The following is a 17648-nucleotide window of genomic DNA, read 5'->3' as shown; positions in this document are numbered from 1 at the left end:
GCGCTCACGTCCGCGTGAGTCAGTCTCTTGACTGAGCAGACTCTATGATTCATTATGAGTGAAGTCAATGCATATAGGTGAATGCCACCGGAGCCCATCGACGGCCACGGAATGACAGACTCAAGGAGGAGCTATGAAGAAGATCGCGCTCGAGGAGCATTTCGTCACCCCCGACCTCGTCGGCTATGGCGCGGGCACGAGCGCGATCGCGCAGCCGAAGGCCTGGGCGGACGCGTCCCGCCGCCTCCTGGACTTCACCGAGGAGCGCATTCCGGAGATGGACGCGTACGGCCTCGACATGGAGGTGCTGTCGCTGAACTCCCCCGGCATCCAGGCCGAGAAGGATGCCGCGACCGCGGTGGCCAAGGCCAGCACGGTCAACGACTTCCTCGCCGGCCTGATCGCCGAACACCCCACCCGCTTCTCCGGCTTCGCCGCCCTTCCGTTGCAGGACCCACGGGCCGCCGCCGACGAACTCGAGCGCGCCGTCACCCAACTCGGCCTCAAGGGCGGGCTGATCAACGCCCACACCAACGGCACCTACCTCGACGACCCCACCTTCCGCGTGGTGTGGGAGCGCGCGGAAGGCCTCGACGTTCCGCTGTACCTGCACCCGGCGAACGGAGTCGATACCGCGCACGTCCTATCCGGGCATCCCGAACTGATCGGCCCGATGTGGAGCTGGGGCATCGACACCTCGACGCACGCGCTGCGCCTCATCTTCGGCGGCGTGTTCGACGATTTCCCCCAGGCGAAGCTGCTGCTGGGCCACATGGGTGAGGGCCTGCCTTTCGTCCTCTGGCGCATGGATTCGCGCTGGAACTTCCACAACCATCACGGCGTCGAGCTCGCCCGCGAGCGACCCTCCGACTACCTGCGCGAGAACCTCTACATCACGACCAGCGGTGTGGACTCGTCAGCGCCCCTCCTGTGCGCGCTCCTCGCGCTCGGCGCCGACCACATCCTGTTCGGCACCGACTACCCGTTCGAGTCGATCAGCGAGGCCTGCCAGTTCCTCGACGTCGCGCCCATCAGCGAAGCGGACCGCGAGAAGATCTCGTTCCGCAACGCCGAAACGCTGCTGCGTCTGTCCGAGATCGTACCGGCGTGAGTCACCCCATGACCGCGCAGACCACCGACTACAACGCCGATACGCTCACCGACGCGGTTGTCGCGAGCTTCGCGAACACGGCGAACGCGCGCACCAGGCAGGTGCTGGAGAGCCTCACCCGTCACCTGCACGCTTTCGTGCGCGAGGTCGAGCCGACGATCCAGGAGTGGGAGTACGGCATCGACTTCCTGACGGCGACCGGCCACAAGAGCGACGACACGAGGCAGGAGTTCATCCTGCTCTCCGACGTGCTCGGCATCTCCATGCTCGTCGAGACGATCAACGACGCGGAGACTCCGGATGCCACCGACTCGACCGTGCTCGGCCCCTTCCACATGGTCGCCTCTCCGGTGCGCGAACTCGGCGCGAACATCTCGCCGGAAAGCGATGGCCCGGTCTGCCTCGTGCGGGGGCGCGTGCTCTCCATCTCCGGTGACCCCATCCCCCACGCCCGCCTCGACCTCTGGCAGGCCAATACCCACGGCTTCTACGACGTGCAGCAGCCCGGCATCCAAACGATCGGCAATGGGCGCGGACTCATCACGGCCGATCAGAATGGCGAGTTCTGGTTCCGCAGCGTGGTGCCGAGCTACTACCCCATCCCCACCGACGGGCCGGTGGGGGTGCTGCTCGACGCGGCGAAGCGTCATCCCTACCGTCCAGCCCACATCCACTTCATCGTGAGTGCCGTCGACTACGACACGCTCACAACGCATATCTTCGTGGAGGGCAGCCCATACATCGACTCCGACGCCGTGTTCGCGGTCAAGAGAAGCCTGATCACTCATTTCGCCGAGAACGCGGATGCCGCGCTGGCGGGGCGACTGGGGCTCCCGTGCCCCTTCCTGGAGACGAGCATCGACATCGTGCTGCACCCGTCGCCGCGCCCATGACCGCCGAAGACTTCCGGTACCGATCGCTGCCCATGCGGGTGGTGTTCGGTGCGGGATCGCTCGCGTCCCTCGCCGACGAAGTGCGGCACCTCGGGCTCTCACGCGTGCTCGTGCTCTCGACGCCGTCGCAGAGCGGGCTTGCGGAGAAGGTCTCGGGCCTCCTGGGTGACCTGAGTGCGGGCGTCTATACCGAGGCCAAGATGCACGTGCCGATCGCCTCCGCGCGCGCCGCCAGGAGTGCCGCCGAAGCCGCCGGTGCGGACGGTTGCATCGCGATCGGCGGAGGCTCGACGACCGGGCTCGGCAAAGCCATCGCCCTCGAGTCCGGCCTGCCGATCATAGCCGTTCCGACCACCTACGCCGGGTCGGAGATGACACCGATCTGGGGGATCACCGCGGATGGCGAGAAGAAGACGGGCCGCGACCCCAAGGTGCTGCCGGCGAGCGTGATCTACGACCCGGAACTGACCCTCGCGCTGCCGGTGGGAATCACGGTCTCAAGCGCGTTCAACGCCATCGCACATGCCGCGGAGGGCCTCTACGCGCCGGACCGCTCGCCGGTCGTATCGCTCATGGCCGAGGAAGGTGTGCGCTCGATCGTGGGCGCGCTACCGGTGATAGCGGGTGATCCGACGAACCGCGGGGCGAGGGCGGACGCGCTCTACGGGGCGTGGCTGTGCGGGGCGGTGCTCGGGGCCACCACCATGTCGCTCCACCACAAGCTCTGTCATGTGCTGGGCGGCACGTTCGATTTGCCGCATGCCGAGACCCACACGGTCGTACTCCCCCACGTTCTGCACTTCAACGCCGACTACGCGCCGGTCGCCATGGCCGCCCTCGCGCGGGCGACGGGAATGCCGCGACCTGCCAGCGGGCTGCAGAAGCTGAGCATCGCGCTCGGCGCACCGCGATCGCTGCGTGAATTGGGGCTCGGCGATGATGCGGTCGAGCGCATCGTCGAACTGGTCACGAGCCAGCCCTACGCCAACGCGCGACCGGTCACGCCTGAGGGTGTGCGCGCGGTAGTGCGGGCCGCCCTCGACGGGGTCGATATCTGACCGATTGCGGCGGAGGCGTGGCTCCCGTCTCGGGCCGCGCTGAGGGCTACTCCCCCGCGAGACCGCCGAGCAGGTGGCCGAACGAGCGACCCTCCCCGAGGTAGTGCGCCGGATCGAACGGATCCACGGATGCTGTCGCCGGGCGCCGCGCGATGGCGTCGGCCAATTCGCGGGCCCCGCGGTCGATGCGGTTGCCGAGCGGAGCGACCTGGTCGGCGGTCGTGCCCCAGTCGCTCGACGCCGCGAACACGGCCGTCGGCACGGGCTCGGCGTGGAGGTAGGTGAACAGCGGGCGGATCGTGTAATCGAGCGCGAGCGAGTGCCGTGCCGTGCCCGCGTTCGCGCCGATGAGCACCGGCGTGCCGGTGAGGGCGTCGGGATCGAGGACGTCGATGAACGACTTGAACAGTCCCGAGTAGCTCGTCGAGAAGATCGGCGTCACCGCGATGATCGCGTCGGCCGACACGACGGTGTTGATCACTGACTCCAGGGCGAGCGGTGCGAAGCCGGTCAGCAGGTTGTTCATGATGTCGTGCGCATAGTCGCGCATCTCGAATACGTCGACCTCGGCCTCCTCCCCGTGCTCGGCCAGATCGCGCACGGTCGCCGCAGCGAGCCGGTCTGCCAGCATCCGGGTCGAGGAGGGGTTGGAGAGGCCGGCGGAGATGACGGCGATGCGTCGTGAGGTCTGAGTGCTCATCTTCTCGTCTCGCATCGCCGGGTCAGCGGCCGATGCCGAACGCCGCGCCTGCGGGCGCCGCATCCTGTGAAGACGGAGTGTCCTGGTAGGGCGAGCCGCCGGTCACGTTGTCGCCACGGTTGGCGTTCGGTCGCGCCTGGCGCACGTCGCCGTCGCCGTACTTGGCGGCGACGAGCGCGGCGTGGGTCGGAGCATCCGGAACGTCAGCGGGACGGTTCTTCGCGAGCTCCTTGCGGAGGACGGGAACCACCTCGCCGCCGAGGATGTCGAGCTGCTCGAGCACGGTCTTGAGCGCGAGACCTGCGTGATCGATGAGGAACAGCTGGCGCTGGTAATCGCCGAAGAGGTCGCGCATGCCGGCGTAGCGGTCGATGACCTGCTGCGGCGAGCCCACGGTGAGCGGGGTCATCTCGGTGAAGTCCTCCAGCGACGGGCCGTGGCCGTAGACCGGTGCGTTGTCGAAGTAGGGGCGGAAAGCACGCACCGCGTCCTGCGAGTTCTTGGCCATGAAAGCCTGACCGCCGAGACCCACGATCGCCTGCTCGGGGGTGCCATGACCGTAGTGGGCGTAGCGCTCCCGGTACAGCGTGATCAGGCGCTGGTAGTGCTCAGAGGGCCAGAAGATGTTGTTCGCGAAGAATCCGTCACCGTAGTACGCGGCCTGCTCGGCGATCTCGGGCGTGCGGATCGAACCGTGCCAGACGAACGGCGGCACGTCATCCAGCGGGCGCGGCGTCGAGGTGAAGCCCTGCAGCGGAGTGCGGAACGTGCCCTCCCAGTCCACGACGTCTTCGCGCCACAGCTTGTGCAGCAGCGCGTAGTTCTCGATCGCGAGCGGCAGGCCCTGACGGATGTCCTTCCCGAACCAGGGGTACACCGGGCCGGTGTTGCCGCGGCCCAGCATGAGGTCGGTGCGGCCGCCGGAGACGTGCTGCAGCATCGCGAAGTCTTCGGCGATCTTGACCGGGTCGTTCGTGGTGATCAGGGTGGTCGCGGTCGAGAGCACGAGACGCTCGGTCTGCGCGGCGATGTAGGCGAGGGTGGTCGTCGGCGACGACGACCAGAACGGCGGGTTGTGATGCTCGCCGAGCGCGAAGACATCGAGACCGACCTCTTCGGCGTGCCGGGCGATCGTGATCGTGTTGCGGATCTTCTCGGCCTCGCTCGGCGTCGTGCCGTCCGTCGGATCCTGCGTGATGTCGCTCACGCTGAAGAGTCCGAACTGCATTGCCGGCCACTCGGTGGTGTCGTTCACGATCTTTCCCGCTTCCCGGATGCCGTGGCATCCGATCTATGCATTTGAATGTATCTCGTGCAACACGTCTCCTGCCAGGTTATTCCCGAGGCGCGCCGAAGCGGCGGACGCCGCGTGGCGCGGCATCCTGCTCGAGTCACTCGCCTTCGAAGAGGCGGAGCATGTCGCGCACGAGCTGGTGCGGCGCCGTCTCGCACGGCGCGTGACCGGTCGCGTAGAGCGCGAGGCGTGCCCCGATGCGCTCCGCGTACGCGGCATGCTGAGCGGTCGGCCACAGGTCTTCTTCGCCGACGGCGATGAGCTTCGGGATGCCGGTGGCCGCGACCTCGTCGGCGACGTCGGGCATCGCCATCATCTCGCCGACGATGTCGTCGATCGCGGCCCGCTTGGTGATCGCCATCCGCTCGCGGACGAAGGCGATCCGCAGCGGAGGGGTGCGATTGAGGTTGTAGCGGATCCCCCACAGGATGAGGCCCGCCGCGCGGTGCGGCGGCATGTCGGAGATCGGCCCGATGTGCTTGACGCCACGGAACACCTGCCCGGTCGCGGGCGGCGCGGCCATCAGCGTGAGGCTCGCGAACAGATCGGGGCGCTCGATGAGGGCGAGCTCGGCCACCAGCCCGGCGAAGCTGAACCCGAGCACGTGCGCGGGAGTGCGGCCGTCTTCGAGGATGGCGACCAGATCGTCGATGTAGAGCCGGTAATCGTAATGCGCGCGCGGCGGCACGAGGTTATCCGGGCCCGCGTCGACCGACTCGTAGTGGCCGGCGATGTCGAAGGATTCCACGCGGTATCCCACGGCGGCGAACAGCGGGAACAGGCGGATGAAGTCCTCCTTCGATCCAGCGACCCCCGACACCAGCACGACCCTCGGTCCGTCGTCGGGCCCGAGCCGCACACGCGCGAGTTCACCGCTCGGAGCGGTGAACCGGTCGCGCACGGTGCCCTCGGGGAATACGTGCCAGTCCAGGTCCGGAATCGTCCGGTCGCGCTCGCGCGCCTCATCCAACGTCGTCATAAATCGTGCCTCACACCCGTTCCTCGCTGGACGACAATACCCGTCCATCGGTCGGGAGCAGCTCGCGGCGGGCGAGGCGTTGCGATCTCCGGGCGTCAGGCCAGGAGCGCGGCGCCGACGTACGATCCTGCGGTGGCTCCGGGGGGAACGATCCAGATCCCCGAACCGACGTGGCGGATGTACTCGTTCATCGCGTCGGTCGACAGTGCGCGCTGCAGGGTGACGAACTGGGCGGGCGAGCGCTGGAACGACAGGAAGAACAGGCCGGCGGCGAGGCGGCCGAGGTCATTGTTGCCGTCGACGAAGTTGTACCCGCGGCGGAGGATCCGCACGCCGTTGTTGTGGTCCGGATGGGCGAGCCGCACATGACTGCGCTCATCGATCAGCGGCTTGCCCGTGGCGCCCGTCGCTGCGAAGTCCGGCGCGGTGAATTCGTCGCCCCCGGAGAGGGGTGCGCCTTGTCCCTTGTCACGGCCGATGATGCGGTGCTGCTCGGCCAGGCGCACGCGATCCCACGACTCGATGATCATCGCGATCTTGCGGGCCACCAGGTACGAACCACCCGCCATCCAGGCCGGCTGATCCGAGGCGATCCAGACGTCGGCGGCGAGGGCGGCGGAGTCGTCCGCGAGGATGTTGGCGGTGCCGTCCTTGAAGCCGAAGAGGTTGCGCGGCGTGGTCTGCGCCGCCGTGGTCCTGGATGTGCGGCCGAACCCGAGCTGCGACCAGCGGATCTTCGCGCGGCCGAACGCGATACGGCTGAGGTTGCGGATCGCGTGCACGGCGACCTGAGGATCGTCGGCGCACGCCTGGATGCACAGATCGCCGCCGCTCTGGGCAGGGTCGAGGGCGTCGCCGAGAAATGCCGGAAGCGCCTGAAGCTCGGCCGGGCGCTGAGCGGCGAGCCCGAACCGGTCCTCGCCGGCGTTCTCGAACAGCGTCGGGCCGAATCCGAACGTGATCGTCAGCCCGGCCGCCGCGAGCCCCATCGCTTCACCGGTGTCGTCGGGCGGCGATTCCACCGGGCCGCTGACGGCGCCCGTCGCGCTCACATCCAGGCCCTGGGTCATCCGCGAGGCCGCGTACGACCAGTCCTGCAGCAGTGAGATCAGGTCTTCCCGTGTCGTCCGCGACATCATGTCGTACGACGCGAAGTGCAGGTGCTCCTGCACCGGCGTCGTGATGCCGGACTGATGCTCGCCGTAGAACGGGTAGGTCGCGCTCGAGGGCGGGGCGGCGGTCGCTTTCGCCGCGACCGCGATACCGGCTCCGGCGGCTCCGCCGACCACCAGCCCTGCGGCACCGGCACCGACCAGCCCCAGCAGGCCCCTGCGCGAGACACCCGTCGGCGCGGACTCCTCGGGCTCGGGGAGCCCGGTCGCAGGCGGGTCGATCTCGTCGGACATATCGCGATAGACGCTACTGCAGGATGGTGTCCATCGGCTGAGAGCGGGAAGGACGACGAGCACGTCATCGAGGGCAAAAAACGAGCGGATGCGGGGTGCCCTGCCTACCCTCGGACCATGGCTGAGTCGCCCCTCCCCGTTCTTGACCTCTCACTGCTCGACGGCGGACAGGACGACGCGGAACGCTTCCGCGGTGAACTGCGCGCCGCGACGCACGACGTCGGCTTCTTCTACCTGACCGGCACCGGCATCCCACCCGAGCTCGAGGCTCGGCTGCACCGTGCCGCCCGCGACTTCTTCGAGCTCCCCGAGGCCGACAAGCTCGCGATCGAGAACGTCAAGAGCCCGCATTTCCGCGGCTACACCCGGGTCGGCGGCGAGCGAACGCAGGGACGCATCGACTGGCGCGAACAGATCGACATCGGTCCCGAGCGCGAACCGGTCGCCGACACCTCCGGTCGCGAGTACCTGCGGTTGATCGGCCCCAACCTGTGGCCGGAGGCGCAGCCCGAGCTGCGCGAGGTCGTCGCGGAGTGGCACGAGCACCTGTCGGGCATCTCGCGGAAGCTGCTGCGAGCATGGGCGCTGTCGCTCGGCGCTCCGGAGCCCTACTTCGACGAGCACTTCGGCGAACCGTCCACCCTGATCAAGATCGTGCGCTACCCCGGCACGACCGACCCCGAACCGCGGCAGGGTGTCGGCGCCCACAAGGATTCGGGAGTCCTGACCCTGCTCTGGGTCGAGCCCGGCAAGGGCGGCCTGCAGGTGCAGCGCGGTGAAGAGTGGGTAGATGCTCCTTCTGTGCCCGGCGCGTTCGTCGTCAACATCGGCGAACTGCTCGAGTACGCGACGCAGGGTTACCTGACCGCCACCAACCACCGGGTCGTGTCGCCGCGCTCCCCCGACGACCGCATCTCGGTGCCCTTCTTCTTCAACCCCGCGCTCGACCAGCGGCTGCCGCTGCTGGAACTGCCGCCCGAGCTCGCCGCCGAGGCACACGGCGTCACGCAGGATCCGAACAACCCCATCCACGCGCTCTACGGCGAGAACGCGCTGAAGTCGCGCCTGCGGGCACACCCGGACGTTGCTGCGCTGCACCACGCCGATCTGGTGGCGCAGCGCGCAGCGTCATCCGCCTGAGCGAGCGTCTAGGCGGATGACGCTGCCGCTGTCAAGCGGTCGCGCGTCGCGGCGGGACGGGCCACGGTGTAACCATGGCCGCACTCGCAATCATTCTGCTCATCATCGGAGCCGTCCTTCTGGTGTTCGGACTTCTCGTCGAAGCGGCGAAGTTCCTGCTCTGGATCGGCATCGTCATCATCGTCGTGGCGATCATCGCCGGGCTGTTGCGTTACATCCGACGCTCGAGCTGACCGGTCGTCGAGCGAGCGACGCGAGACGAAGCGCCGCACCGACGCAGGACGAATACCGGGATCAGGAAGGATGCCGGAGAATACTCCTGTCTCAGTGTCTAGTCCTGCAGTCGTGTGGTCGACGCAAACGTCGAAGGCCGCCCCACACCGTGGGACGGCCTTCAGAAGTGCGATATACGCTGAGTCGCGCTAGCGGCGGAGTCCGAGACGCTCGATCAGCGAGCGGTAACGCGCGATGTCGATGTCCTGGAGGTAGCCGAGCAGACGGCGGCGCTGACCGACCATCAGGAACAGGCCACGACGCGAGTGGTGGTCGTGCTTGTGCTCCTTCAGGTGCTCAGTGAGGTCTTTGATGCGCTGCGTCAGCATCGCGACCTGCACCTCGGGGGATCCGGTGTCACCCGGGTGCGTCGCGTATTCTTCGATGATCGCCTTCTTGGCTTCGAATTCGAGTGGCATAGATGGGATCCCCTTCCTGGTCATTGCGCGGCGCCCATCGCCTGATGCGTGGGCTCTCTTTATCCGCGGCCGATCGAACGGCAACCTCCAGAGTCTACCAGTCACGCAAGCGCGTGCGGAACGGCGCCGACCACCGCTTCCGCCCGGCTCCCTGATAGGGGGATGTCGGCGGGGCGCGTCATGATGCGTTCATGGCCGTCGTCGAACCGCTGAACATCACCATCCCGCTGCGCGGGCCCTATGACCTGCGCGAGGTCGCGATGATGGGGTTCGGTCACCGCGACGAACGAACGTGGGACGGGGTGATGCGCCTCGCGTTCTGCGTCGACTCCCTCGACCGGCACGTCGGTGTGGAGGTGCGCCAGGAAGGCGACCGGCTCGATCTCCACGTCCATCGCACCGCCGGCGACGAGGGAGAGCTCGATCTCGACGCGGTCGCTCGCCAGGTCGCGCGCGTCGTCTCCGCCGACCACGACGGCGTCGCCTGGGGCGCCGTATGCGCGGCCGACCCGGTGCTGAGGAGGCTGCACGCCCTGGCGCCCGGTTTCCGCCCGGCGAACTTCTACTCACCGTACGAGGCGGCCGTGTGGTCGATCATCTCGGCACGGCGCGCCCGAGCACAGGGCATCGGGCTGCGCCGGAGCCTCTCCGAGGCGCACGGCACCGTGTTCGAACTCGCCGGTCGCGCGGAGGCCGCGCTGCCCACCCCGTCGCAGCTCATCGGCATCGACGACTTCGCCGGACTCCCCGCCGACCGCATCCCCCGCCTCCACGCGATCGCCGAGGCTGCGATGGGCGGCTTCCTCGACATCGACCGACTCGTGGCGCTCGACCCCTCCGAGGCCATGGCCCAGCTGCAGACCCTCCCGGGAATCGGCCCCTTCTACAGCGCGCTGATCGTCGTGCGGTCGTGCGGGCTCACCGACGTGCTGTCCACGCAGGAGACGCACTCCCGCGAGGCGATCCGCGACCTGTACGGCCTCGACCACGTGCCGAGCGACGCAGAGCTCGTGACGCGCGCCGAGGCGTGGCGTCCGTTCCGGACGTGGGCCGCGGTCACGCTGCGGGCCGTGGGTCAGCGACTCTGACCGCAGTGCGTGAACGAGAGAGGGACGGATGCCGCAGCATCCGTCCCTCTCGAAAGAGCGCGAGTCGATCAGGCCTGGTGCGCGCCCTGCAGGTCGAGCTCGATCGTGACGTCCTTGCCGACGAGCACTCCGCCGGTCTCGAGCGCCGCGTTCCAGGTCAGACCGAAGTCTTCGCGGTTGATGACGGTCTTGGCCGTCGCGCCCGCCTTGTAGTTGCCCCACGGGTCCTGGCCGAAGCCGCCGAAATCGACGTCGAACGTGACGGGCTTGGTCGTGTCGCGGATGGTCAGGTCGCCGTCGACGAGGAACTCGCCCTTCTCGACGCGCACTCCTGTCGAGACGAAGTCGATCGTCGGGAAGTTCTCCACGTCGAAGAAGTCGGCCGAACGGAGGTGCTGGTCGCGACCCTCGTCCTTCGTCGAGAGCGACGTCGCGTCGACGTGCGCGGTCAGCGTTGCCTCGAGGGGATTCTCCGGGGCGATCAGTGTCGCCTCCTTGACGTTGAAAGTGCCGCGCACCTTCGAGATCATCATGTGGCGAACCACGAAGCTCACGTCGCTGTGCGCGGGGTCCAGGACCCAGGTGCCGGTCTTGTACCCGGGGATGTCAAGGGTGGTCTCAGTCATTTTGCTTCTCTCGTGTCGGAGGCCGGCGGTCCGGCCGCTTGGTGGGTGCAACTCTGCCCTGGGACGCTTCTATTCCCATGAATGCAGAAGAAACTCCGAATTAACGAGAAACGGAGGGCGGGCGCCGCGTGGCCCCCGCCCTCCGGGTGTACATCTTCAGGATTCGACGGGCTCAGCCGACGGCGATGAGATCGATGATGAAGATCAGGGTCTTTCCGCCCAGGAAGTGGCCACCGGCCGGTCCGTAGGCGAGCGCGGGCGGAATAACGAGTTCGCGGCGTCCGCCGACCTTCATGCCCGGGATGCCGTCCTGCCAGCCCTGGATGAGCCCGCGCAAGGGGAACTGGATGCTCTCGCCACGCCCCCACGACGAGTCGAACTCCTCCCCGGAGTCGTACTCGACACCGGCGTAGTGGACGGTGACGGTATCGCCGGGCTTAGCCTCGGGTCCGTCTCCGACGATCAGGTCGCGGATGACCAGTTCGGTGGGAGCAGGACCCTGGGGGGCGTCGAATTCGGGCTTCGTGCGGTCATCTGTCATGAGTCCATCCAACCCCGGCTGGGCGGTGCGGGTCAACGTGAGGGGGTCTTGACAGTGCATCCGTGCCGTAGGCATGCTGAGGTCAGGTCAACTCAGCGCCCGGTCGTCACGCAGGCATTGCCGCGGCACCGGGCGCTGAGTGTGTGCGGGTGCTGATCTCGATACGCTCGCAAGCTCGCTACTCGATCACCGCGGCGCCGGGCCGCGCCGCCCACGGCGGAGATCGAGTAGGCGCGCCAGCGTCCCCCGCGGCGGAGATCGAGTAGGCGCGCCAGCGTCCCCCGCGGCGGAGATCGAGTAGGCGCGCCAGCGCCGTACCGAGAACACGACCCGCGTACTCCGTCGGTCCGGCGGATCTCGATACGCTCGCAAGCTCGCTACTCGATCACCGCGGCGCGGGGCCGTGCAGGCGGAGCGGGGGTCCGACCTGGCAAGGCACAACATCGGAGATCTGGAGGTCATCGGGCTTCCCACGCCGGAACGCTCCGAAACCGTGCAGATCGCCGAAGTTGTGCAGAGCGGCGCGGGCACCGAGATCACGACCCGCGTACTCCGTCGGCCCGAGGGATCTCGATACGCTCGCAAGCTCGCTACTCGATCACCGCGGCGCGCGCCAGCGCCCCCCGCGGAGATCGAGTAGGCGCGCCAGCGCCGTATCGAGATCACGACCCGCGTACTGCCTCGGTCTGAGGGATCTCGATACGCTCGCAGGCTCGCTACTCGATCACCGCGGCGCGGAGAACAGCGCCTTGCGCGCGGCCACCGTGCGCGCAAGGAGGACCGCTTCGTCTTCTCCAGACCGCGGGTCGCGACCTGTGCGGCCCCGCTGGCGTGCCGAGGCGAGCGCCGTCGCGTCGGCGATGAAGCCGGCCATCGCGTCGGTCCGGCCGCCCGGGAGGGTGCGCGCCCAGGCGAGGGCGGCGCGGCGCCCAGGGCCGGTGGCGAGCATGTCGACCTCCTGCGCCGTGAACCAGCCCGCATCCGCGTATTCGCCGAGCCTGGCTTTGGTCAGCCTGGCCTCCTCACGGCGCAGCGCCACGACTCCGATCACGAAGACGGCGAATAGAGGCACCTGCAGCGACAGGTAGAGCACGAAGAACTCGCCGAGTACAGCCGAGCCGTTCCACAGCGCGTGCAGGACGGCGGCTCCCAGCATCCCCGCGATCCACGGACCGATCGCGCCCCGCACGGATGCGCCCCGCCGGGCGGCCAGCCCCAGGGCGAAACCCGTCACGCTCGTGAACATGACGTGGGCGAAAGGAGACATGATCCCCCGCACGAAGAACGTCGCCGACACATCGGCCACGCCGCCCTCGATCAGGCTGATCGCGAAGTACTGGATGTTCTCGGTGAAGGCGAAGCCGGCGCCCACGAGTGCTCCGTACACGATGCCGTCCACGGGGCCGTCGAACGCGCGGCGCGCTGTGGCGAAGATGACGAAGACACCGAGTCCCTTCGCGAACTCCTCGACCAGCGGCGCCTGGATCACCGACGAGAAGACATCGCGGGCGGCGGTGTCGACGGGCCCGAAGACGACGGCGATCGCGAGGTCGACGGCGAGCGCGATGCCGACCGCGACGATCGCGCCCCATGCGACGGCGAGCACCAGGAGGCTCCGGGGCTCGGGTTCCCATCGGTCGATGATCCGCACGGCCACGACCGCTCCGGCCAGCGGGATCAGCGCGAGGATCATGCCGACCAGCGAGGCGACCGGTCCGAGTGCCGTAAGGAAGTACCCGACGAGCCCGATCAGCACCAGCACGATGAGCGCGATCACCCAGACCGAGGCACTGCGACCCCGACGTGACGGCACCGGAAGCGGTGCGGGCGAGGGAGCGGCTGCGATGATCGGCGCCCCCGCGCCCGGTCGCGGCTGCGAGAGCGGCGAGGGGAACGTCATGGGGCTCAGCATAGAAGCGCGCCGCGCTGCGCGCACGGGCGGTGCGCGCCCCGGTAGCGTGGGAGGATGCGCTTCGCCCATGTCACCCTTCCGGGCACCGACGTTCCGCGGCTCGCCGCCATCCGCGAGAGCAGGGCGATCCTCGTCGACACTCTCTTCGACGGCGCGCCGAACCGGCTGGAGGAGCTCATCGCCGGGGGCGACGCGCTCCTGGACCGCGTCCGAACCGCCTCAGCGGCGGCCGAGACCGCGCTCGCGCTCGATGACCTCGGGTTCGCCTCGGCGGTGCTCAATCCGCCTGTGATCCTCGCGATCGGGCTGAACTACGCCGCGCACTCCTCCGAGCTGGGGCTGAAGACCGACTCGACGCCCACCGTGTTCGTGCTGTGGCCGAACTCGCTCAGCAGCCATGACGCGACCACGAGCTGGCCGCGCGCGCTCAGCGAGTCGGTCGACTACGAGGCCGAGCTGGGCGTGATCATCGGAACGCCTGCCAAGGACGTGGCGGTCGCCGACGCCCTCGACCACGTGTGGGGCTACACCGTGGTCAACGACATCACGGCGCGCGACATCCAGTACTCCGAGGCGCAGTGGTCGCGCTGCAAGTCGTTCGACGGCTTCACCCCGACCGGCCCGTTCGTGGTCACCGCCGATGAGATCCCCGACCCGCAGGATCTGCACATCTGGACCGTCGTGGACGGACAGACGGTGCAGGATGCCTCGACCGGCCAGATGGTCCGCCCGGTCGCCACGCTCATCTCGCATCTGTCGCGCGCGGCGACGCTGCTGCCCGGCACGTTGATCTCGACCGGGAGCCCGGGGGGCGCGGGATATTCACGCGACCCGCAGATCTTCCTGCGTGATCGCTCGACCGTCACGGTGGGCATCGACGGCATCGGATCGCTCACAACGCACTGCCGCATCCTGGACTGAGGGCGCTCGCAACGCGAAACGGCGCCGACCCCCGAGGGGATCGGCGCCGTCGGCCGCTGAGGCGGCAGAGATGATCAGCGCATGCTCGACGTGCAGGTGACCTCGACGCCGCGGACGACGACCGTTCCCGTGAAGTCGACCGCTGCGCAGGCCTGAACCGTGTCGCTGGCGAACGTGACGAGCGGGACGATGACGGCGATCGCGATGACGATCCCGAGAACGAGGAGCACCGCGCCGATGATGATCGCCGCGACCGCCGGGCCATTCTTCGCACCAGCCTTGCGGCTCTGGACGAGCGCGACGATGCCGAGGATCAGGCCGATGAAGTTGAAGAAGATGGCGACGAAGATCGCCACGATCCCGAGCGTCCTGCCGGGGATCGGAGCGGCAGGCCCGGGAGCGGCATACGCCGGTGCGATGGGCGGCGCGTAGGCGGGTGCCAACGGCGACGCGTACGCCGGCGGCGCAGGCTCAGCAGGCGGCGGCTGGTAGGCGGGCGGCTGTGGGACTTCGGGGCCGGATGGATTGGTCATAGGGGCTCCTCCAGAATCTGGTGTCTCTCGACCGTAGCGGTTCGAAGCGCCCGAGCAACATAGCCGCGCCCGAGCGGGGCTAGTGGGGAGCAGCCGGATCGGAGACGATGTTCTCGGCCGGCTGCACGATCGGAATGGCGGCCGTGATGGCTTGGAGTCCGGAGAGCCGGGCGGGCGAGAGCTGCTTGGCAACCTCATCGCGCGACATCAGCCCGGCCTCGACGACGAGGTCGCCGACGTTACGACCGGTCAGCAGCGCGGTCTTCGCGAGGGCCGCCGACGCGGCGTAGCCGATGAACGGGGTGAGTGCCGTCACGACGCCCACCGAGGCGCCCACCATCGCCCCGAGCCTCTCGCGATTGGCGGTGATGCCCTCGACGCAGTTGACACGCAAGGTCCACATGGCCTGGCGCATCCAGGTGATCGACTGGAAGATCGAATGCGCGATCACCGGCTCGAATGCGTTGAGCTGGAGCTGCCCGCCCTCGACGGCCATCGTCACGGTCATATCGGCGCCGACGACGGAGAAGGCGACCTGGTTGACGACCTCGGGAATGACCGGATTGACCTTGCCGGGCATGATGCTGGAGCCTGCCTGCCGCGCCGGGAGGTTGATCTCGCCGAATCCTGCCTGCGGGCCGCTGGAAAGCAACCGGAGGTCGTTGCAGATCTTGGACAGCTTGATCGCGTTGCGCTTGAGCGACGCGGAGAACGACATGAACGCGCCGGTGTCGCTCGTGGACTCGACGAGGTCGGTCGCGGTCGCCAGATCCAGCGCCGTGATCTCGCGCAGATGCCGCAGCACCGCTGCGGCATATCCGGAATGCGCGGTGATGCCGGTGCCGATCGCCGTCGCGCCCATGTTGATCTCGAACATGAGGTAGGCGTTCTCGGTCAGGCGGCTGTAGTCCTCGCCGAGGGTGGTCGCGAAACCGTGGAACTCCTGCCCCAGCGTCATGGGGACAGCATCCTGCAGCTGCGTGCGCCCCACCTTCAGGATGTCGTGGAACTCGACCGCCTTGGCGAGGAACGCCTTGCGCAGCAGGGCCAGTTCGTCGAGCAGGCTCCGCAGCGTGAGCGAGAGGCCCACCTTGACGGCGGTCGGGTAGACGTCGTTCGTGGACTGGCTGCGGTTGGTGTGATCGATCGGCGAGAGGAACGCGTAGTCGCCCTTCGCGCGCCCGGCCAGTTCCAGCGCGATGTTGGTGATGACCTCGTTCGCGTTCATGTTGGTCGAGGTGCCCGCCCCGCCCTGGATCACGCCGACGACGAACTGGTCGTGGAAGTCACCGTCGATCACCCGCTGTGCGGCGCGGTCGATGAGGTCGGCCTTCTCGGCGTCCAGCACCCCGATCTCGAGGTTCGCCCGCGCGGAGGCCTGCTTGACCATCGCGAGCGCGACGACGAGATCCGGGTACACCGAGATCGGCCGCTTCGCGATCGGGAAGTTCTCGAGCGCCCTCGCGGTATGGATGCCCCAGTAGGCGTCCGCAGGGATCTCGAGCGAGCCGAGCGAGTCGCTTTCGGTGCGGGTGGCGGTGCGAGGCATCGTGTCGGATTCGAGGTCGAGGGCCATCAAAACGTCCTTCTGGGTCACATCTTCGTGAGTGGAGGGGGATGCTTCGACCCTACTCGCGGCGTCTGCGAACTGGCCTGTACAGCGCGGACACCCGCCCGGATGTGGCTGTACACCCGGGCGGGTAGGGCTCTGAGATCGCCGCGGCTTTTCAGCCGCGCTTGCGCGAGAACGCCTCGAGCCGCTCGTCGGGGCTCAGCGCAGCCATCTGCGCGACCCACTCCTCGGTGAAGAAGTCGCCGGTGGGTGCCTCGATGACCGGCACGACGGCATGCGTGATGGTCTGGTCGTACACGTGCACCAGGTGGAAGGACTGGCCCGCGTCCATCCCGTTCACCTGCGCCGGCGGGCGCTGCAGATTCATCGTGTAGCACGTCGCGGCGGCGACGCTCACCGGAACCCCTGCGAACATTCCACTCGTGGAATAGTGCAGGTGGCCGGCGAGGATGCCTCGAACATCCGACCCTGCGATCGCATCGGCCAGCCGGCTCTGCTCGCGCAACTCGAGGATGTCGAAGAGCGGTAGGTGGCTCGGCAGCGGTGGGTGGTGCAGTGCGATGAGCGTGCCCAGGGGTGCGGGGTTCGCCAGAACCTCACCGAGCCACGCCAGCTGACCGGCATCCAGATCTCCGTGATGCCACCCGGGGACGCTCGAATCGAGGGCCACGAGGCGAAGGCCGCCCAGATCCCAGACGCCGGTGACCGGCTCTTCGGTGGCCTCGAGGTCGAGGAGATCGCGCCGCAGCGACGGGCGTTCGTCGTGGTTGCCCGCGACCCAGACGACCGGCGCCCCCAGCCGTGCCGCGACCGGTTCGACGGCGGCCCGCAGGCGCCGGTACGCGTCGGGTTCACCGAGGTCGGTGAGATCGCCCGTGAAGACGATCGCGTCTGGCTGCACGCCCAGGCGCTCGACCGCCTCCAGAGTCCGGATCAGATTCGCCTCGGTGTCGTAGCGACCACCCAGCGGAGCATTGCCGTCGAGCAGATGCGTGTCGCTCAGGTGCACGATCGTGCGTCGGGCGGGCCGGTACTGGCCGAACTGAACGGGTTCGCCTGCTGCGCTCATGACTCCAGCCTAGGGATCCCCTCCCCCGCGGGCGCATCGGACAACTCGATGCGCCGGCAATCCGAATGCCCGCCCGCGGCGAATGGACAGTGGACGGCACTCGACCACGCCT

At 68.2% G+C, this 17648-nt stretch carries 18 protein-coding genes; 7 read left to right on the top strand and 11 right to left on the bottom strand.

Annotation, left to right across the window (positions count from 1 at the left end):
- The first annotated feature begins 133 nt into the window (after positions 1-133).
- The 3 genes from ACFE6Z_RS06615 to ACFE6Z_RS06605 are packed head-to-tail and all read left to right on the top strand — an operon-like array spanning position 134 to position 3062.
- Entirely contained in the window at positions 134-1111 is a 978-nt protein-coding gene (locus ACFE6Z_RS06615) for an amidohydrolase family protein (RefSeq protein ID WP_375384912.1), read from the top strand.
- Positions 1112-1119: 8 nt separating this feature from the next.
- On the top strand, positions 1120-2004 hold the full coding sequence (locus ACFE6Z_RS06610; RefSeq protein ID WP_375384911.1) for a dioxygenase: 885 nt from the start codon (positions 1120-1122) through the stop codon (positions 2002-2004).
- The gene (locus ACFE6Z_RS06605) at positions 2001-3062 is read left to right on the top strand and encodes a maleylacetate reductase (RefSeq protein ID WP_375384910.1); all 1062 of its coding nucleotides are present in this window, start codon (positions 2001-2003) and stop codon (positions 3060-3062) included. The genes ACFE6Z_RS06610 and ACFE6Z_RS06605 overlap by 4 nt, the downstream gene beginning before the upstream one ends.
- A 46-nt stretch (positions 3063-3108) precedes the next feature.
- On the opposite strand, the gene ACFE6Z_RS06600 is transcribed toward ACFE6Z_RS06605, so the two are convergent.
- From ACFE6Z_RS06600 to efeB, 4 genes are all read right to left on the bottom strand, one after another.
- Positions 3109-3762 (bottom strand): FMN reductase, encoded by a 654-nt coding sequence (locus tag ACFE6Z_RS06600; RefSeq protein ID WP_375384909.1) that lies wholly within the window; start codon positions 3760-3762, stop codon positions 3109-3111.
- 22 nt (positions 3763-3784) lie between these two features.
- Positions 3785-4990 carry an LLM class flavin-dependent oxidoreductase gene (locus ACFE6Z_RS06595; RefSeq protein ID WP_375385007.1) on the bottom strand — a complete coding sequence of 402 codons (1206 nt, stop codon included), beginning with the start codon at positions 4988-4990 and terminating at the stop codon, positions 3785-3787.
- A gap of 163 nt (positions 4991-5153) precedes the next feature.
- Positions 5154-6035, bottom strand: a complete 882-nt coding sequence (locus ACFE6Z_RS06590; protein ID WP_375384908.1) for an alpha/beta fold hydrolase — start codon at positions 6033-6035, stop codon at positions 5154-5156.
- Positions 6036-6130: 95 nt separating this feature from the next.
- Positions 6131-7441, bottom strand: coding sequence for an iron uptake transporter deferrochelatase/peroxidase subunit (gene efeB, locus ACFE6Z_RS06585; protein WP_375384907.1), 1311 nt, complete (start codon positions 7439-7441; stop codon positions 6131-6133).
- Positions 7442-7558: 117 nt separating this feature from the next.
- Here efeB and ACFE6Z_RS06580 point away from each other — a divergent pair, with 117 nt between their 5' ends.
- Both ACFE6Z_RS06580 and ACFE6Z_RS06575 read left to right on the top strand, forming a co-directional pair.
- Complete coding sequence (locus ACFE6Z_RS06580) at positions 7559-8581, top strand: isopenicillin N synthase family dioxygenase (protein ID WP_375384906.1); 1023 nt, start codon at positions 7559-7561, stop codon at positions 8579-8581.
- A gap of 74 nt (positions 8582-8655) precedes the next feature.
- Positions 8656-8814 carry a hypothetical protein gene (locus ACFE6Z_RS06575; RefSeq protein WP_375384905.1) on the top strand — a complete coding sequence of 53 codons (159 nt, stop codon included), beginning with the start codon at positions 8656-8658 and terminating at the stop codon, positions 8812-8814.
- A 189-nt stretch (positions 8815-9003) separates the two neighbouring features.
- On the opposite strand, the gene rpsO is transcribed toward ACFE6Z_RS06575, so the two are convergent.
- Positions 9004-9273 carry a 30S ribosomal protein S15 gene (rpsO, locus tag ACFE6Z_RS06570; RefSeq protein WP_375384904.1) on the bottom strand — a complete coding sequence of 90 codons (270 nt, stop codon included), beginning with the start codon at positions 9271-9273 and terminating at the stop codon, positions 9004-9006.
- A 191-nt stretch (positions 9274-9464) separates the two neighbouring features.
- On the opposite strand from rpsO, the gene ACFE6Z_RS06565 reads away from it, so the two are divergent.
- Positions 9465-10361 (top strand): DNA-3-methyladenine glycosylase family protein, encoded by an 897-nt coding sequence (locus ACFE6Z_RS06565; RefSeq protein ID WP_375384903.1) that lies wholly within the window; start codon positions 9465-9467, stop codon positions 10359-10361.
- A gap of 68 nt (positions 10362-10429) precedes the next feature.
- Here the strand turns inward: ACFE6Z_RS06565 and ACFE6Z_RS06560 are convergent, their stop codons facing one another.
- The 3 genes from ACFE6Z_RS06560 to ACFE6Z_RS06550 all read right to left on the bottom strand — a co-directional run bounded on the left by ACFE6Z_RS06560 (position 10430) and on the right by ACFE6Z_RS06550 (position 13428).
- On the bottom strand, positions 10430-10987 hold the full coding sequence (locus ACFE6Z_RS06560; RefSeq protein ID WP_375384902.1) for a YceI family protein: 558 nt from the start codon (positions 10985-10987) through the stop codon (positions 10430-10432).
- 172 nt (positions 10988-11159) lie between these two features.
- Positions 11160-11528 carry an FKBP-type peptidyl-prolyl cis-trans isomerase gene (locus tag ACFE6Z_RS06555; RefSeq protein ID WP_375384901.1) on the bottom strand — a complete coding sequence of 123 codons (369 nt, stop codon included), beginning with the start codon at positions 11526-11528 and terminating at the stop codon, positions 11160-11162.
- 724 nt (positions 11529-12252) lie between these two features.
- On the bottom strand, positions 12253-13428 hold the full coding sequence (locus ACFE6Z_RS06550; RefSeq protein ID WP_375384900.1) for a PrsW family intramembrane metalloprotease: 1176 nt from the start codon (positions 13426-13428) through the stop codon (positions 12253-12255).
- A gap of 66 nt (positions 13429-13494) precedes the next feature.
- Here ACFE6Z_RS06550 and ACFE6Z_RS06545 point away from each other — a divergent pair, with 66 nt between their 5' ends.
- Positions 13495-14361: a fumarylacetoacetate hydrolase family protein gene (locus ACFE6Z_RS06545; RefSeq protein ID WP_375384899.1), complete on the top strand. Its 867-nt coding sequence runs from the start codon at positions 13495-13497 to the stop codon at positions 14359-14361.
- Positions 14362-14435: 74 nt separating this feature from the next.
- Here ACFE6Z_RS06545 and ACFE6Z_RS06540 read toward each other — a convergent pair whose 3' ends face one another.
- The 3 genes from ACFE6Z_RS06540 to ACFE6Z_RS06530 all read right to left on the bottom strand — a co-directional run bounded on the left by ACFE6Z_RS06540 (position 14436) and on the right by ACFE6Z_RS06530 (position 17536).
- Positions 14436-14894, bottom strand: a complete 459-nt coding sequence (locus tag ACFE6Z_RS06540) for a DUF4190 domain-containing protein (protein ID WP_375384898.1) — start codon at positions 14892-14894, stop codon at positions 14436-14438.
- A gap of 79 nt (positions 14895-14973) precedes the next feature.
- Positions 14974-16470, bottom strand: a complete 1497-nt coding sequence (locus ACFE6Z_RS06535; protein WP_375384897.1) for an aspartate ammonia-lyase — start codon at positions 16468-16470, stop codon at positions 14974-14976.
- Positions 16471-16621: 151 nt separating this feature from the next.
- On the bottom strand, positions 16622-17536 hold the full coding sequence (locus ACFE6Z_RS06530; protein WP_375384896.1) for a phosphodiesterase: 915 nt from the start codon (positions 17534-17536) through the stop codon (positions 16622-16624).
- Positions 17537-17648: the final 112 nt, after the last annotated feature.

This window comes from uncultured Microbacterium sp. (assembly GCF_964244775.1).
Lineage (GTDB): Bacteria > Actinomycetota > Actinomycetes > Actinomycetales > Microbacteriaceae > Microbacterium.
Note: the sequence above shows the minus strand (reverse complement) of the source record. Positions and strands in the feature narration are given on the sequence as shown.